We start from the raw sequence: 16,456 nt of genomic DNA, 5'->3' as shown, positions 1-16,456 counted from the left end.
AGCCTACACCATTTTTAAATTTATTTTTTACTGCGAGCGCTAAGGCACACAAGTTTGAAAGTAATACTAAAACACTGTTTACTGTAATAGCACCACCTAAAAATGTAAATATGGATTCACATTTTAGTTCATCATACTTTAATAAACCTTTTTTACTGTACTCTTTTTAAATTACACGGAATGACCATGAAAAATCGAATCACTAAAAAGCACGTTTTAAAATCAACATTGGCACTAACTATTGCACTCGCATTGAGTGGCTGCGACATTGATGATGACGATAATAACGACCCTGTCGTTGTAGAAACACCAGAGCCTGCACCGGTTACTTTGCGTGTAATGGAAACAACCGACATACACATGTATTTATCTAACTACGATTACTTTGCACAAGCCCCATCAGAAACCTTAGGGTTTGTTAATACTGCTACCCTTATAAAAGAAGCCCGAAATGAAGTGCAAAACAGTGTACTGGTTGATAATGGTGATTTAATTCAAAACAGCCCGCTTGGCGATTACGAAGCGATTGTACGTAAAGACGATATTTTAAATGGTGCAACCCATGTCGCCTTTAAAGCGATGAACTTGCTTGATTACGATGTAGCTAACTTAGGAAACCATGAATTTAATTTTGGCTTAGAGTTTTTAGATGCCACATTAAGTGGTGCCGACTTCCCGTATATTAATGCCAATGTATACGTAGATGATGGTGATGATGACGACAGCAACGATGAAAACCGTTACACCCCGTATTACATTCAAGACAAAGCCGTACTTGATATAAACGGCAACGAACAAACAATTAAAATTGGTTACTTAGGCCTTACCCCACCGCAAATTATGCAGTGGGATAGCGCGCACTTACAAGGTAAGGTTATTGCAAAAGATATTGTTGCTACTGCTGAAAAGTTCATTCCACAAATGAAAGCACAAGGCGCCGATATTATTATTGCCATTCCGCACTCAGGGTTAACAGCCAGCGCCCAAGAGGACCTTGCTGAAAATACGGCCCTTTACCTGTCTAAAGTAGATGACGTAGACGCCATATTGTTTGGTCATAACCACCGTTTGTTTCCCGGTGATGCGTCGTACGATGGCTATGAGTCGGCGGGTATTGATAACGTAAACGGAAAACTTAATGGTGTACCCGCTGTTATGCCTGGTTTTTTTGGCAATAACTTAGGGGTTATAGATTTAATTATTGAGCCAAACGATGAAGGCGGCTGGGAAGTGACCAGCTCAAAAGTAGAAACCCGCGCCATTAGTGGTACAGACGAAAACGGCGACTTTGTTGATTTAGCTGCTGTAGATACCGATGTAGCTGCCGCAATTGAGCTTGAGCATCAAGCAACGATTGATTGGGTGAGCGAACCATTTGCTGAAATTTCAAACCCAATTTATAGTTTTTTTGCACTAGTACAAGACGACCCATCAATTCAAATAGTATCAGATGCGCAAATAGCGTGGGGCAAAGCGTTTATTCAAGGCACTGAGCTTGATGGCTTACCGGTACTTTCGGCAGCAGCCCCATTTAGAGCTGGCCGCAATGGTATTGAAGATTATACCAATGTAAAAGCAGGCGATATTACCCTACTAGATACCGTTAGTTTGTATGTGTTTCCAAACACTATTCGTATGGTAAAAGTAACAGGTAACGATGTTAAAGAGTGGCTTGAACGCTCTGCAGGTCAGTTTAATCAAATTGATGTAAACAGCAGTGCTGAGCAAAACCTACTCGATACCACTTTTCCTACATTTAACTTTGATATTATTGACGGTGTTACCTTTGAAATAGACGTAACGCAGCCAAAGCGATACAACAACGATGGCGTATTAATAAGTGAAAACAATTCGCGCATCACTAACTTGCAATACCAAGGTGAAGCAATAGATTTAGAGGCAGAGTTTTTAATTGTAACGAATAACTATCGTGCATCGGGCGGCGGAAACTTCCCAGCGATTGACGGCATCAGCCGTGAAACATTTGAAGGCCCAGATGAAAACCGCGGTGTGCTGCGTAGTTACATTATTAGCGAAGCCGCTAAAAGTAGCAAAGGCAGTATTGACCCGTCGGCCGATAATAACTGGCGCTTTAGCCCCGTGACCACCAGCACAGAGCTAAACGTTGTGTTTAGAACATCACCGCTTGAGGAGGTAGCGACTATTGCCCAAACACTACCAGCTGTGGCGCCTACCTCGCCACTTAAAACTGACGAAAATGGTTTTGCGCTATACACCATTGATTTAAAAAACTAATAGCACATAACCTACAAAAACCAGCTTAATTGCTGGTTTTTGTTTTTTAACAGCGGTGTATTTTGTTGTGCTGGCTTATTTTTATTAAAAACACATTTACGCCAAGCTCTTTTTAAGTGCTAGGATAAGGCCTCGAAATACTGATAACTTGCAAATCAAACTATGAATTTAAACCAGCTTGACCTAAACCTGCTTATTATTTTAAAACAGCTATTAAACGAAAAACATATTAGTAATACCGCATTAACTTTAGGTATGAGCCAACCTTCTATTAGCCGTTCTTTGAGTAAGTTACGCACCCTGTTTGACGATCAGTTATTAATAAGAATGGCAGGGGGTTACGAGTTAACACCTAAAGCGCAGTCGATTCAGCAAGACTTAAATTCTATTTTAAATATGGTAGAAACGCTGGTTAATAAGCAAACCTTTGATCCTAAAACCAGCGAAGCCACCATAAAGCTATTTGGTTTGCCGCCGCAAATGCATTTGTTTATAAAAACAATAATTAAAGAAGTACGCGAGCAAGCACCTAATATAACGCTTGAAATAGATACCCTACCTAAACCACAGTTTTCTGATTTACTAAAAGGCGAAGCCCATTTTGTAATAACAGGCCATAAACCAGCTAACTCAGAGGGTAAGCTCTATTGCCAGCCATTGTTTGAGCGAGAGTTTAAACTTGTTATGGCACGCAATCATAAACTGGCCAATCGTGAGCTAAGTGTTGAGCTATTGCGCGATTGTAACTTTGGACAAATATCTATTCAGGGAGAAAAAGATTTAACTATTGCACAAAATTTTGCCGCACTGGGTATTGATAATATTGCGACCCCTGTACGGTTAAAAAACTTTTATAGTATTGGCACCATTGCCGAAAATACTGACTTAATATTTTATGTTCCCAACCACTTTGCTGCCGATGTGTGCCAGCAGCACGACGTAATAGCCGAAACACCGCCAAAAGAGCTTGGTTTAGGTTACGCTGAGGTATCGTTATATTGGCATCAACGTCATCACAACGACCCTGTATGCCAGTGGTTTAGGGAGCTTGTAAAAAACAAAGTATTTAAAACGTAGATAATTGCTATTCATTTAGAGCATGTATTTTAAATTGCCATTCGTGCCGCCGATCTATCTAATACGAATCATTCTTAATCATATTAAAGTTAGATAATAATACTCACGATGAAAAACATGCTCCCATTTAATAAGAACTCACTTACTATTGTTGTTGGTACTTTGTGTACTAGCATGTCATTTGCAAGCTTAGCGGAACAAGCTCCCGATACATCAGAAACAATTGAAGTATGGGGCACAACTATTACTAACGACTCGCTATTACAAGACGACATAGAAAGAAAGCAAGCCAACCATTTAAGTGACTTATTACGCGACCAAGCAGGTATTGATGTAGGTGGCTCGCACTCAATTGTACAAGGCATTAATATTCGTGGTGTTGATGACTTAGATTTAAATATTACCGTTGATGGTATTAGCCAAAACAACAACATGTTTCATCACTCGGGTAACTTATTAATTAACGCTGATATTTTAAAAGCGGTAGATATTAAAGTAGGTACTAACTCAGTGCTTACCGGCGGTCTTTCAGGCGGTGTTGCTTTTGAAACCAAAGACGCAAAAGATTTACTAGAGCCAGGCCAAGACTTTGGCGCACGTTTATACACAAACTTAGGTACTAACGATTACGCTGGTGGCTCTGCAGCTGTGTATGGACAACTAACAGATAACATAGACGCCCTTGCCTATTACACCTACACCGACAGAAATAACTTTGAAAACGGTAACGGTAAAGAAGTCACCGGTAACGAAGGTCGTACGATAGATGGCATATTTAAGCTAGGTTGGGATGTAAACGAGAGTAACCGTTTCGTATTTTCATACGATAGATACAATGATGAAGGCGACTACTACGTAAAAACCAACTTTGGTGCAGGCTTTGCTGAAGACTCAGACGCGCAAACAGAAGATATTGACTACACACGTAGCAGTACTTCACTTGCTTATGAACTAGATAAAGGCGATGCAATCACCCTACGTGCAAGCGTTTACCGTAACGAGCTAAGCTATATTGCACTGGGTACAGAAGGTAACTCAGAGCATACCGGCTACACAGCCCTTGCTGCATCAAAATTAGCACTGGCTGGTTTTAACCATACATTACGCTACGGCGCTGAAGGGTATGAGCAAGTATCAAAACGTATTGCAAACCACGTACAAACCAATAAAGACACTGCCGACTCTCATGCTGTATACATTGAAGATGAAGTAGCGTTAACAGATCAGCTATTTGTTACGCCAGGCGTGCGTTACAACTACTTTAAAGTTGATATGTACTCTGCCGGTACTAACGATTCGTTAGATAAATCGTGGAACGAGCTAACATTTGGCCTAGCGGCTAAATACCTAATTAACGATAACTGGAGTGTTAACGCAAGCTCTACCGAGCTATTTCAGGGCCCTGGCCTGCGTGAAAGCTACGTTGATTACAGCACTAACTTTGATAAAGACCTGAAAGCAGAAACCGGTGTAAATAACGCCATAGGTTTTGCCTTTAAAGACCAAAATATTATGGGCTTAGACTCATTTGGTTTTTCATTAAACCTATTTAAAACCCGTATTGAAGATTACATAGACAACTGGGCTATTGGTAAAGGCCGCCCTATTGGCACCTATGAAAACTCAGGCGATTACGATATTGATGGTTTTGAATCAACGCTTTCACTGCGTAAAGCGCTATTTAGTGCGCGCTTAAGTTACTCTAAATCAGACTCTGAACAGCTAGAAACAGGCGAGCAACTTCGTTATGAAGTAGGCGATAGTATTTCATTAAACTTAGGCTACGAAGTACCACAGTACGACTTAAAATTTAATTGGACCAGCCTAGTTAACAGAACTGATGACTCGGTATCAAGCGGTGCTGATATTCATAAGGTAGGTTACCAGGTTCATAACATCAGTATGCAGTGGTTACCAAGTCAGCTTGAAGCACTAAGCATGACCTTAGGTGTCGAGAATATCTTTGATAAAACATATTACTCACACGCTTCATACTCAAGCGATACAGTGCAAGATTACGAAGCGGGCCGTAATGTTAAATTAAGTGCCTCTTACGTTTTTTAATTTAATAAATTGCTCATGATTTAAGGCTCAATATTTTATTGAGCCTTTTGTTGTTTAAGGGGGGCGTACCTTAAATAGCGGCAATCATAAATAATAAATAAACTTTTTCAGGGTTAATAATGTCTGATTGGAAACAAAACTTACAAAAGTTCCGTTATGTAATGGACACCTTACTGCTTATTAGCTTTATGCTAGTAAGTGCACCACAGGCCACGGGCGTGCCTTTGCACGAATGGTTTAGCTTATTTTTTATTATTCCTTTTGTTATTCACTTACTACTGCACTGGGATTGGGTAAAACGCAGCTTTAGTCGTTTATTTGCAAACATAACAGCACGTGAGCGCTTTAATATAGTTTGGGATTACCTACTTTATATAATGATGTTATTAGTATTTGTGAGCGGCTTTTTAGTGTCGGTTGCTTTACTACCGGCACTTAATATTAGTTTAAACATTCAAGATTTTTGGTCGAAAATACATCACGATTCAGCCACCTTTATTATGCCTATGCTAGGTGTGCATTTAGCGCTTAACTTTTCTTGGATAGTAAAACTTACTAAACGTATGTTTGCCAAGGAGGCTAAATAATGAAGCACCTAAAACAACAGTGGCAAAGCCGCACCAGCATAGTGTTAATTATATCTGTTTTAGTGAGCTTGCTACTGGTTAGTTTAGAGCTCACCGACTGGGCGGCACAAATAAATCAGCAAGGCTACACCCATGGTGCCGCCGATGGTGAAAAACCAAATATAGCCCCCGTGCTAATGTACATTTTACCCTTTGTAAAAGAGCTTATTTTAATAGGCGTACCTATGTTACTTACTTTAGGGATAGCCAAATTAATAGGCTTAATAAAAGGAATGTTTAAAAACAAAGCCTGAATACGAATGCAACACGTATCAAAATCTGGCGTTTATAGATACATTGTTAAGTTAGTATGTCTATAAGCGCAGCTTTTTATGAGTTATAAATCAAGTAGTACCACATACCAATACAGCATTTTTATATTAAGCACATTCATTATATGGGCTACTTTAATAAGCTTTAAAGCTAATGCCGAAAAGGTGATTCCTTTTCAATCGCAATGGCTAAAAAACCACTATGCTGAGCGTATAGCCCATTTTAAGCTGCAACCTTTGCGCAAAGGCGATATTGTTTTTATTGGTGATAGCATTACTGAGCAGGGATTAAATTGGGCCATTAGGTTTAACGACCTGCGCGTGAGAAACCGCGGTATTAGTGGCGATATGACCTACGGTGTGTTAGCGCGTTTAAACGAATTAAAAGCAGCCCCTCCTAAAGCTATATTTTTAAAAATTGGCGTTAACGATATTTTTAATTTTCATTATATTAAGCAAGTTAAAAACCTATCGTCGGTAAGTGAAAATATAGAAAAAATAGTGACTCAGCTCAACGAATCACTCCCAAATACACAAATTTATGTACAAAGTATTTTGCCCGAACATCGCGATTTTATAACGCAAATGGCGAAAACCGTTAACCAGCAAATTAAAGCAATTAAGCACGCAAAATTTACCTATATAGACTTACACCCCGTATTTTTAGGCCCTCAAGGCACGCTTAATGAAACGCTCACGACCGATGGCACCCATTTAAACAAGGCAGGCTATGACCTTTGGGCTAAGCAACTTGCACCAATAATGAAAACCTTAAAGTGAAGAGTTTATTAATTACTATATTAATGGCGGCAAGCTTTACGTGTGCCGCCAGTAAAGCGCCTGTAAAAAGCTACCCTAACGGCGCAACTAAAGCCGTTATTTTTAGTTACGACGATGGCGTTACACAAGACAGAAAACTCGTGGAACTATTTAATAAGTACCAGGTTGTTGGCACATTTAATTTAAACTCAGGATTATTTGCTAAAAAGCTACCGTGGATGAAAGCCTTTACCGGTAAAGAAGGCGAATATATTAAACAAAGTGAAGTAAAAGCACTTTATAAAGGCCATGAAATAGCAAGCCATAGTTACTCACACCCAGGCTTTGCGGGCTTAGATACAGCAGAGCTAAAATTACAACTAGCCCGTGATAAGCAAATTCTATCGCCTATTAAAGGCAGCCCTCTAAACTCATTTGCATACCCTTTAGGCTCATACGATAAAGCTGCGATGACACTAGTAAAGCAAGCTGGTTTTACTAACGCCCGAACAGTAAACGACACTCTAAATTTTAAACTCCCTACCAACTACATGGCGTGGAATCCAACCGTTCACCACTCAAACGCAATGCCATTAATAGAGCAATACTTAGCGCTAAACAGTAATGAACTCAGCGTAATGATGATTTGGGGCCATTCGTGGGAGTTTGATAAAAACGTAGAGAATAACAACTGGGATTACGCCGAAAAGCTCATTCAAACACTCTCAAATAAAGATGATATTTGGTATGTATCGGCTGGAGAGTTCATCGCGTTTTTAGAGGGTAAATAAGCCTGAAAAGCGCTAAGTAGGCGCTCGTGTAAACATATTCAAATTTCAGGCATAAAAAAGCCTCTGCTAAAACTAGCAGAGGCTATAAAAAGTGGTACCAGCGGGCGGACTCGAACCGCCACGCATTGCTGCAGGGGATTTTGAATCCCCCATGTCTACCAATTTCATCACGCTGGCATCATTTTTCTTTAACCTTCTAAACACGAGAAGATAAAGAAAAACCACTTTAGAGCTAAGGATTATTTATGTGCCTTCGTCTCTATGCCAAGCATTATACAAACAATAGGGGTGGCAGCAAGCGTTTTATGACATTAGCCTGATCAATCGCTTAACATTTAGACAGCCCACAATAAATAAGGTTAGCTCCATACCCCCCTAAATACATAAAACAGTTAGGCTAAACTATAGCGCTTAGTATTTAGATGCTTTTTTGCTAAACTAGCGCGCATATTAATAGTGAGAGTATATTTATGTCTGGTGAGTTTCCACGTGCTGGGTTTTGGCGTCGCTTTGCGTCCTTAGTTTACGATACGTTAGCCATTATTGCATTTGCTATGTTAACGGTTGTGCTCTATTTATTTGCCGTACAAGGGCTTATTACACTTGATGTGATTAGCTTAAATGGAGCTGAGGATGTATCGGCACTTATTCAAGAATCGTTATTGCTCTCAAGCGTTCGCAGCGCCCTACTTGTTACAGTTGCCTTGGTATTTTTTGGCTACTTTTGGACTAAAAGCGGGCAAACTATTGGCATGCGCGCATGGCGTTTAAAAGTACAAACTAACGAAGGATGTTTAATTAGTTGGCCGCAGTCTATTGTTCGCAGCCTAAGTGCCCTGCTTGGATTAGGTAATCTGGTGGTATTAATTGATTTTAAAAACAAAAAAGCGCTACAAGACTATATTTCAAAAACAGAGGTCGTTACCCTTACAAAAGAAGAAAACAAGCGTATTTACCGCGAGCTAGATTAGTAAAAGCAAAAAGGGTGACCCTTGGTCACCCTTTTTAATGCAATGTATAAACGGCTATACCCGTTTATTCATTAAATATGTAGCAAAGCCTATAAACAATACACTTGGCAATACCGCGCCTATAATTGCGGGTATTTGATAAACCATTACGACTGGACCAAATATCTCATTTGTTAAGTGAAATACAATCCCTGTTACTACACCCATAATGATGCGCGCGCCCATAGTTACGGTACGTAAAGGGCCAAATATAAACGACAGTGCAACTAGTAGCATAACGGCAACAGAGACTGGCTGCATTAGCTTACGCCACAAAGCCAACTCATAGGTGCTGGTATCTTGCTCATTTTGCTGTAAGTATCCTAAGTATGACCAAAGCCCTGTAAACGAAAGCGATTCAGGTTTCACCGATACCACCCCAAGCTTTTCGCCCGTTAATTGCGATGGGTAAAACTCTTCATCTATGTGCTCACTGCTTATTTGCTCATCACTAATATGAACCTTATTTACATCGCGTAATAGCCAACCTTCGTCACGGCCAATAGCAACTTTAGCTTTAGTGATTTGAGTTAAATCGAGTGACTTGTCAAAGTGATACATATGTACACCGTTTAAGCGGCCACTTTGATCTACATCTTCAATATTAATAAAGTTATTGCCATCTTTAGCCCATACGCCTTTTTGTGCATTAAACACGTCGCCACCATGTATTGCCTGATTACGCATTTCTTTGGCGTGTTGTTGCGCCTCGGGTGCGCCCCATTCACCAAGGGCCATCATGCACACAGCCATAAACACGGCGGTTTTCATTACCGAGCCTATAATTTGTAAGCGCGACATACCCGCAGCTTGCATAACCACTAACTCACTATTTGAAGCCAGTGCACCAAGCCCAGTTAAGCCACCAATAAGCGCAGCCATCGGGAAAAATATAACTAAGTCGCCTGGCATACTGTAAAAAGTATATAAAGTAGCGGTCATTAAATCGTAACTGCCACGACCTACCGACTTTAGCTGATCAATAAATTTAATTAATGTACTAATCCCTACTAGCACCAACAAAGCAAATCCAGTGGTTTGTAAAATGCTGCGGCCTAAGTACCAATCGAGTGTTTTCATCATGCGCTTAACTCCCGTTTTGTTACAACGGCTTTAAGCCAGGCCCCTAGTGGGCGACCTTTTATAATTAATAAACTGCCTATAAACAAAGCACTTAAGTGAATCCACCACAAGCCGATTGAAGGCGGTATTTTGCCATCTTCTACAGCAAATTTTGCGGCATTGAGTAAGATAAAATAACCCAAGTACAAGCTAATGGCTGGCACTAATTTAGCAAACTTACCTTGGCGCGGATTAACCACACTTAGCGGTACTGCTATTAAGGTGAGTAACGGAATAGAAAGCGGTATGGCAATGCGCCACTGCCACTGAGCAATTGACTCAGAGGTGTTAAGTGGTAATAACTGATTAGTAGGTATCGCTTCTAATTTACGGCGCTGATGCTCTATTTCTTGCTCGCGTATTTGTACGCTGTAGCCATCAAACTGCGTTAAATTAAGGGCCGGTGTTTGGCCATCGGTTTCGTAGCGTTTGCCATCAGTTAGCACTAATTGCTGCTCACCGTTTACAGCCTCTACCACCACACCTTGCTCGGCATATACTAAACGTGCAAGGTCATCTTTTTCAGTATCGGGAAGCTGCGCTACAAATACTTTATTAAGTTCTTTACCGCCGTTTTCAATGTTATGAATAAACACCACGGCTTTTTCGTTACCGGTTTGTTGAAACCGCCCCGCTCTTAAGGCTGATAAACCCGCATCGGCCTTAGCTTGTTCTTTTAATTGGTACTCTTGCTCGCTGGCCCATGGCGCAAGGTACATGGTCAGTGAGGCTGCTAATATAGCCAAACCCACGCTCGAAATTAAAGTGACGCGTACCACGTACCATTCGCTCACCCCACACGCTTTGAGCACAGTCATTTCGCTGTCGGCGTAAATGCGGCTGTAGGCTAAAATTATGCCCAAAAATATACTTAATGGCAGGATCAGCGAGGCTAGTTGCGGCAATTTAAGCGCAATCATCGATAATACTAATTTGGCAGGAATGCTCCCTTCTGAGGCATCACCTAAAATAACCACAAACTTTTGTGACACAAAAATGGTCATTAAAGTTAAAAATACGGCGACCTGCGATTTTAAAACCTCAGCGGTCAAATAACGAAAAATAAGCAATGCTCGCCCCTGTTAAACATAGAATTTCACTACAATAGTGATAATTTGATAATAAAGTAGCTATTTTACCCAGTTTTATCTGGTAAATAAGTCGTTATTATAAGCTAACAAAATTAATTATCCTACCTAAGTGCACGATATATTGTTGCATTAGTAGCCCTTAAACATATAAAGTTCAATTACACAGTAAGAGTCAGAAAAAATCAGCTAAAATTAAGATTATCCCTACATAAGTTACGTAGCTAAGACTAGATTTTATTTTTTTAGCCCCTATTAATAACGTATATGACTCACAACCAGGAGTAACAATGGAATTTAACGTAAAAAGTGGTAGCCCAGAAAAACAGCGCAGCGCGTGTATTGTCGTTGGTGTTTACGAACCACGTAGGTTATCCCCCATTGGTGAACAACTCGATAAAATCAGCGATGGTTATATCTCAAATTTACTACGCCGTGGCGATTTAGAAGGTAAGCCGGGGCAAGTTTTATTATTGCATCATGTACCTAACGTTTTAAGCGAGCGCGTATTGCTTGTTGGCTGTGGTAAAGAGCGCGAGCTTGATGATAAGCAATATAAGCAAATAATTTCTAAAACAATTAATACCTTAAACGAAACCGGCTCAATGGAAGCGGTATGCTTTTTAACAGAGCAACACGTTAAAGGCCGTGATACCTACTGGAAGGTTCGCCAAGCGGTAGAAACAACACAAGATTGTTTATACACATTTAACCAGCTAAAAAGCAAAAAAGTAGACCCTCGTCGTCCACTTCGTAAAATTGTGTTTAACGTACCCACGCGTCGCGAGCTGACCATTGGTGAAAGCGCTATTGAGCATGGTTTAGCCATTGCCGCAGGTAGTAAGCTATGTAAAGACGTAGCCAACATGCCACCCAATATTTGTAATCCCGCTTACTTAGGCGAACAAGCGCAAGAGCTGGCTAGCAATTTTGACAACATCACCGTTGATATTATTGGCGAAGAAAAAATGGCCGAGCTAGGTATGAACTCGTACTTAGCAGTTGGTCGCGGCAGTGATAACGAATCGGTTATGTCGGTTATTAACTACAAAGGTGCAAGCGATGAGCAAGCGCCTATTGTGCTAGTAGGTAAAGGTTTAACGTTTGATTCAGGCGGTATTTCAATTAAGCCAGGTGAAGCCATGGATGAAATGAAATACGACATGGGCGGTGCAGCTGGTGTTATTGGTGCTATGCGTGCACTGGCCCAAATGCAGCTGCCTATTAACGTAATTGGCGTGTTAGCTGGCTGTGAAAACATGCCAAGCTCTAATGCGTATCGCCCTGGTGATATTTTAACAACCATGTCGGGACAAACAGTTGAAGTGCTTAATACTGATGCTGAAGGCCGCTTAGTATTATGTGATGCACTCACGTACGTTGAGCGTTTTGACCCAGATACAGTCATTGACGTAGCAACACTTACCGGTGCGTGTATTGTTGCCCTTGGCGCACACGCTACGGGTTTACTGTCAAATCACAATCCACTGGCGCATGATTTATTAAAAGCGTCTGAGCAAAGTGGCGACCGCGCATGGCAGTTACCACTGTGGGATGACTATCAAGATCAACTCGATAGCCCATTTGCCGATTTTACAAACTTAGGCGGGCGCTCTGCAGGTACTATTACCGCAGCGTGTTTCTTAGCTAAGTTTACTAAAAAATATAACTGGGCACACTTAGATGTCGCCGGTACAGCGTGGCGCAGTGGTGCTAAAAAAGGCGCAACGGGGCGCCCTGTTCCTATGCTTACTCAGTATTTATTAAACCGAGCTGGAGTAAGCGAAGCTGCACACGATTAATAATCTGCTTAGCTTGTTTTAAGGCGCCGTTTGGCGCCTTTTTATTGCCTTAATTATCTGCGTATTAATTGAAGCAAACCCCGTTATATGGCAAAATCTGCCTCTTAATTTATGTGTATCAACTATGTGCACATTCAATGTCATGGGAAACCCCGATACAATGAACATGAATGCCCAATTTTTCGTTCTAAAGCAAGAGGATGAATCAAAAGCTAAGCCTGATGATCATTTTGCTTTAGCAGCTCAAATTGCCGCAGAGCAGTATCGTTTAGGGAACCGTGTGTTTATTTTTGTTGATAACGAACACACCGCCTATGCCATTGACGAAACCATTTGGGCATTTGATCCCGACAGTTTTGTGCCGCATAACCTGCAAGGCGAAGGCCCAAAAGCCGGCGCGCCTGTAGAAATAGGCACCACGCCTCCTGTTGGCAAACGTAACGTTTTAATTAACTTAGCTAATAACCTGCCCGATTTTATTAGGCGCTTTAGCCAAGTTTTTGATTTTGTACCAGTAGAGTCTGTAGCTAAACAAGCCGCTCGTGAGCGCTTTAAAAAGCTGCGCCAACTTGGTGCCAATATCAGCACGCAAGAGATTAATAGCTAGCCGTTTAGGATAAAGCTAACCAACTAATTTAAGTACTTATTTAAGGTTCTGTGTAATGGATAAAACCTACAATCCGCAAGATATTGAACAGTCGCTATACCAAGACTGGGAACAAAAAGGCTACTTTAAGCCATCTGGCCAAGGCGTACCGTATTCAATTATGATCCCGCCGCCAAATGTCACCGGTAGCTTGCACATGGGCCACGCCTTCCAAGATACAATAATGGATACCCTTACGCGTTTTAAGCGTATGCAAGGTAACAACACATTATGGCAAGTAGGTACTGACCACGCGGGTATTGCAACGCAAATGTTGGTTGAGCGTAAACTACACGCTGAAGAAGGTAAAACACGTCACGATTTAGGCCGCGAAGATTTTATTAATAAAATTTGGGAATGGAAAAACGAATCTGGCGGTACTATCACTAAACAGCTTCGTCGTCTTGGCGCATCGGTTGATTGGGACCGTGAACGCTTTACGATGGACGATGGCTTATCTGAAGCGGTTAAAGAAGTCTTTGTTCGTCTTCACAAAGAAAACCTAATTTACCGCGGTAAGCGCCTAGTAAACTGGGATCCAAAATTACACACGGCTATCTCAGACCTTGAAGTTGAAAACAAAGACAAACAAGGCCACATGTGGAACCTGCGCTACCCACTTGCCGATGGCGTTAAAACACAAGACGGCAAAGATTACATTGTCGTAGCAACAACTCGCCCAGAAACCATGTTAGGTGACTCAGGTGTTGCGGTTAATCCAGATGACGAGCGCTACCAAGATTTAATTGGTAAAGAGATTTTACTGCCTATTGTAAATCGTCGTATCACCATTGTTGCAGATGAGCACGCTGATAAAGACAAAGGCACAGGTTGTGTAAAAATCACCCCTGCACACGACTTTAACGATAACGAAGTTGGCAAGCGTCACAAAATGCCAATGATCAATATTTTCGATAAAAACGCTGCCATTCTTAGCCAAGGTGAAACATACACCTTTGACGGTAAAGAGCTTGAATTTGATGCACCAATTCCTGAGCGCTTACACGGTCTAGACCGTTTTGCTGCGCGTAAAGCGATTATCGCAGAATTTGAAGAACTTGGTTTACTTGAAAAAATCGAAGACCATGCGTTAACTGTACCTTACGGCGACCGCTCTGGTGTGGTTATTGAGCCACTACTTACTGACCAATGGTATGTACGTGTTGCGCCACTTGCAGAACCTGCTAAAGATGCAGTTAAAAACGGCGACATTCAGTTTGTGCCTAAACAGTACGAGAACATGTACTTCTCGTGGATGAACGACGTACAAGATTGGTGTATTTCACGTCAGCTTTGGTGGGGTCACCGTATCCCGGCTTGGTACGACAGCGAAGGCAACGTTTACGTTGGCCGCGATGAAGCAGAAGTTCGCCGTGAAAACAACATTGCCGATGATGTTGCGCTAAGCCAAGACGAAGATGTACTTGATACTTGGTTCTCATCTGCGCTGTGGACGTTCTCAACCCAAGGTTGGCCGGAGAACACAGATGATTTAAAAACCTTCCACCCGTCTGACGTGTTAGTAACGGGCTTTGATATTATTTTCTTCTGGGTTGCGCGTATGATCATGATGACGCTACACTTCATAAAAGACGAAAATGGTAAGCCGCAAGTACCGTTTAAAACAGTGTATGTAACGGGCCTTATACGTGACGACAACGGCGATAAAATGTCTAAGTCAAAAGGTAACGTACTTGACCCACTGGACATGATTGACGGCATTGAGCTTGAAGATTTAGTACAAAAACGTACTGGCAACATGATGCAGCCTAAACTTGCCGCTAAAATTGAAAAAGACACGCGCAAAGTATTTGCAAATGGTATTGAAGCACACGGTACCGATGCGCTTCGCTTTACCCTTGCGGCAATGGCATCAACCGGTCGTGATATTAACTGGGATATGAACCGTCTAGAAGGTTACCGTAACTTCTGTAATAAACTATGGAACGCAAGCCGTTACGTATTAATGAACACAGAAGAGCAAGATTGTGGCTTCAACGATGCTGAAAAAGAGTTTTCGTTAGCCGATCGTTGGATCTTAGGCCAATTTGAATCAACGGTTAAAACCTACACTGAGCACCTTGATAACTACCGCTTTGATTTAGCCGCTAACACGCTTTACGAATTCACTTGGAATCAGTTCTGTGATTGGTATTTAGAGCTCACTAAGCCGGTATTATTTAAAGGCAATGAAGCACAGCAACGCGGTACTCGTAACACGCTAATAACCGTGCTTGAAAGCTTACTGCGCTTAATGCACCCAATGATGCCATACATTACCGAAACTATTTGGCAGCGCGTTGCACCACTTGCAGGGCTTGAAACAGCAGGCACCAGCATCATGGTACAAGGCTTCCCTGTTTATAATGAGGCAAACGTTGATGCCCAAGCTATGGACGACTTAGAGTGGGTTAAACAGTTTATTTTAGCAATTCGTGTTATTCGTGGTGAGATGGACATTAGCCCAAGTAAGCCACTTAACGTGTTACTGGCTAACGCATCAAGCGATGATGTGCGCCGTATTAACGAGAACGAGTCATTTATTGCCTCGCTTGCTAAACTTGAATCGTTCACCCTGCTTGAAAACAAAGACGATGCACCCGCGTGTGCAACCTCTTATGTTGGCAACCTTGAAATTATGATCCCTATGGCGGGCTTAATCGATGTTGAAGCAGAACTTGCTCGTATTAATAAGCAACTCGAAAAAGCAGAAAAAGGCCTAGCCCAAGTGCAAAACAAGCTGGCTAACGAAAAGTTTGTTAACAACGCACCTGAAGCCGTACTTGCAAAAGAAAATGCTAAATTAGCTGAGTTCACTGATGCTAAAACCAAGCTACTTGAGCAAAAAACTAAAATAGAGAGCTTATAAACTTTCATAAAAATGCCTATTAACATCATTTAATAGGCATTAAAAAAGCCGCTCACTGTTAAAGTGAGCGGCTT

At 41.4% G+C, this 16,456-nt stretch carries 13 protein-coding genes and 1 tRNA gene; 11 read left to right on the top strand and 3 right to left on the bottom strand.

Going from position 1 to position 16,456, the window contains the following annotated elements:
* Nucleotides 1-186: 186 nt before the first annotated feature.
* From AN391_RS10020 to AN391_RS09990, 7 genes are all read left to right on the top strand, one after another.
* Entirely contained in the window at nucleotides 187-2,256 is a 2,070-nt protein-coding gene (locus AN391_RS10020) for a bifunctional 2',3'-cyclic-nucleotide 2'-phosphodiesterase/3'-nucleotidase (protein WP_082429322.1), read from the top strand.
* Between the two features lie 162 nt (nucleotides 2,257-2,418).
* Nucleotides 2,419-3,333 carry a LysR family transcriptional regulator gene (locus AN391_RS10015; RefSeq protein ID WP_055015281.1) on the top strand — a complete coding sequence of 305 codons (915 nt, stop codon included), beginning with the start codon at nucleotides 2,419-2,421 and terminating at the stop codon, nucleotides 3,331-3,333.
* A gap of 117 nt (nucleotides 3,334-3,450) precedes the next feature.
* Nucleotides 3,451-5,397 carry a TonB-dependent receptor domain-containing protein gene (locus AN391_RS10010; protein WP_161804106.1) on the top strand — a complete coding sequence of 649 codons (1,947 nt, stop codon included), beginning with the start codon at nucleotides 3,451-3,453 and terminating at the stop codon, nucleotides 5,395-5,397.
* A gap of 119 nt (nucleotides 5,398-5,516) precedes the next feature.
* Nucleotides 5,517-5,984 (top strand): DUF4405 domain-containing protein, encoded by a 468-nt coding sequence (locus tag AN391_RS10005; protein WP_055015279.1) that lies wholly within the window; start codon nucleotides 5,517-5,519, stop codon nucleotides 5,982-5,984.
* Nucleotides 5,984-6,277 carry a hypothetical protein gene (locus AN391_RS10000; protein WP_055015278.1) on the top strand — a complete coding sequence of 98 codons (294 nt, stop codon included), beginning with the start codon at nucleotides 5,984-5,986 and terminating at the stop codon, nucleotides 6,275-6,277. The genes AN391_RS10005 and AN391_RS10000 overlap by 1 nt, the downstream gene beginning before the upstream one ends.
* Before the next feature lie 78 nt (nucleotides 6,278-6,355).
* On the top strand, nucleotides 6,356-7,075 hold the full coding sequence (locus AN391_RS09995; protein WP_055015277.1) for a GDSL-type esterase/lipase family protein: 720 nt from the start codon (nucleotides 6,356-6,358) through the stop codon (nucleotides 7,073-7,075).
* The gene (locus tag AN391_RS09990; protein WP_055015276.1) at nucleotides 7,072-7,845 is read left to right on the top strand and encodes a polysaccharide deacetylase family protein; all 774 of its coding nucleotides are present in this window, start codon (nucleotides 7,072-7,074) and stop codon (nucleotides 7,843-7,845) included. Before AN391_RS09995 ends, AN391_RS09990 begins: the two co-directional genes overlap by 4 nt.
* A 92-nt stretch (nucleotides 7,846-7,937) precedes the next feature.
* Here AN391_RS09990 and AN391_RS09985 read toward each other — a convergent pair.
* Nucleotides 7,938-8,022: transfer RNA gene (locus AN391_RS09985), tRNA-Leu, on the bottom strand.
* Nucleotides 8,023-8,315: 293 nt separating this feature from the next.
* On the opposite strand from AN391_RS09985, the gene AN391_RS09980 reads away from it, so the two are divergent.
* Nucleotides 8,316-8,816 (top strand): RDD family protein, encoded by a 501-nt coding sequence (locus AN391_RS09980; protein WP_055015275.1) that lies wholly within the window; start codon nucleotides 8,316-8,318, stop codon nucleotides 8,814-8,816.
* 54 nt (nucleotides 8,817-8,870) lie between these two features.
* Here AN391_RS09980 and lptG read toward each other — a convergent pair whose 3' ends face one another.
* Together lptG and lptF are read right to left on the bottom strand one after the other, a co-directional pair.
* On the bottom strand, nucleotides 8,871-9,938 hold the full coding sequence (gene lptG / locus AN391_RS09975) for an LPS export ABC transporter permease LptG (protein ID WP_055015274.1): 1,068 nt from the start codon (nucleotides 9,936-9,938) through the stop codon (nucleotides 8,871-8,873).
* The gene (gene lptF, locus AN391_RS09970; RefSeq protein WP_055015273.1) at nucleotides 9,935-11,047 is read right to left on the bottom strand and encodes an LPS export ABC transporter permease LptF; all 1,113 of its coding nucleotides are present in this window, start codon (nucleotides 11,045-11,047) and stop codon (nucleotides 9,935-9,937) included. Before lptF ends, lptG begins: the two co-directional genes overlap by 4 nt.
* Nucleotides 11,048-11,355: 308 nt before the next feature.
* On the opposite strand from lptF, the gene pepA reads away from it, so the two are divergent.
* From pepA to AN391_RS09955, 3 genes are all read left to right on the top strand, one after another.
* Nucleotides 11,356-12,867 carry a leucyl aminopeptidase gene (pepA, locus tag AN391_RS09965; RefSeq protein WP_055015272.1) on the top strand — a complete coding sequence of 504 codons (1,512 nt, stop codon included), beginning with the start codon at nucleotides 11,356-11,358 and terminating at the stop codon, nucleotides 12,865-12,867.
* Nucleotides 12,868-13,027: 160 nt separating this feature from the next.
* The gene (locus AN391_RS09960) at nucleotides 13,028-13,474 is read left to right on the top strand and encodes a DNA polymerase III subunit chi (RefSeq protein WP_055015271.1); all 447 of its coding nucleotides are present in this window, start codon (nucleotides 13,028-13,030) and stop codon (nucleotides 13,472-13,474) included.
* A gap of 55 nt (nucleotides 13,475-13,529) precedes the next feature.
* The gene (locus tag AN391_RS09955; protein ID WP_055015270.1) at nucleotides 13,530-16,382 is read left to right on the top strand and encodes a valine--tRNA ligase; all 2,853 of its coding nucleotides are present in this window, start codon (nucleotides 13,530-13,532) and stop codon (nucleotides 16,380-16,382) included.
* Nucleotides 16,383-16,456 lie beyond the last annotated feature (74 nt).

The sequence above is a fragment of the Pseudoalteromonas sp. P1-13-1a genome, from assembly GCF_001401875.1.
Taxonomy (GTDB): Bacteria; Pseudomonadota; Gammaproteobacteria; order Enterobacterales; family Alteromonadaceae; genus Pseudoalteromonas.
Note: the sequence above shows the minus strand (reverse complement) of the source record. Positions and strands in the feature narration are given on the sequence as shown.

Bases quoted from the DNA above. Each gene is read 5' to 3' on its own strand.
- AN391_RS10020 (WP_082429322.1), top strand. From the start codon at position 187: ATGAAAAATCGAATCACTAAAAAGCACGTTTTAAAATCAACATTGGCA.
- AN391_RS10015 (WP_055015281.1), top strand. From the start codon at position 2,419: ATGAATTTAAACCAGCTTGACCTAAACCTGCTTATTATTTTAAAACAG.
- AN391_RS10010 (WP_161804106.1), top strand. From the start codon at position 3,451: ATGCTCCCATTTAATAAGAACTCACTTACTATTGTTGTTGGTACTTTG.
- AN391_RS10005 (WP_055015279.1), top strand. From the start codon at position 5,517: ATGTCTGATTGGAAACAAAACTTACAAAAGTTCCGTTATGTAATGGAC.
- AN391_RS10000 (WP_055015278.1), top strand. From the start codon at position 5,984: ATGAAGCACCTAAAACAACAGTGGCAAAGCCGCACCAGCATAGTGTTA.
- AN391_RS09995 (WP_055015277.1), top strand. From the start codon at position 6,356: ATGAGTTATAAATCAAGTAGTACCACATACCAATACAGCATTTTTATA.
- AN391_RS09980 (WP_055015275.1), top strand. From the start codon at position 8,316: ATGTCTGGTGAGTTTCCACGTGCTGGGTTTTGGCGTCGCTTTGCGTCC.
- lptG (WP_055015274.1), bottom strand. From the start codon at position 9,938: ATGATGAAAACACTCGATTGGTACTTAGGCCGCAGCATTTTACAAACC.
- pepA (WP_055015272.1), top strand. From the start codon at position 11,356: ATGGAATTTAACGTAAAAAGTGGTAGCCCAGAAAAACAGCGCAGCGCG.
- AN391_RS09960 (WP_055015271.1), top strand. From the start codon at position 13,028: ATGAACATGAATGCCCAATTTTTCGTTCTAAAGCAAGAGGATGAATCA.
- AN391_RS09955 (WP_055015270.1), top strand. From the start codon at position 13,530: ATGGATAAAACCTACAATCCGCAAGATATTGAACAGTCGCTATACCAA.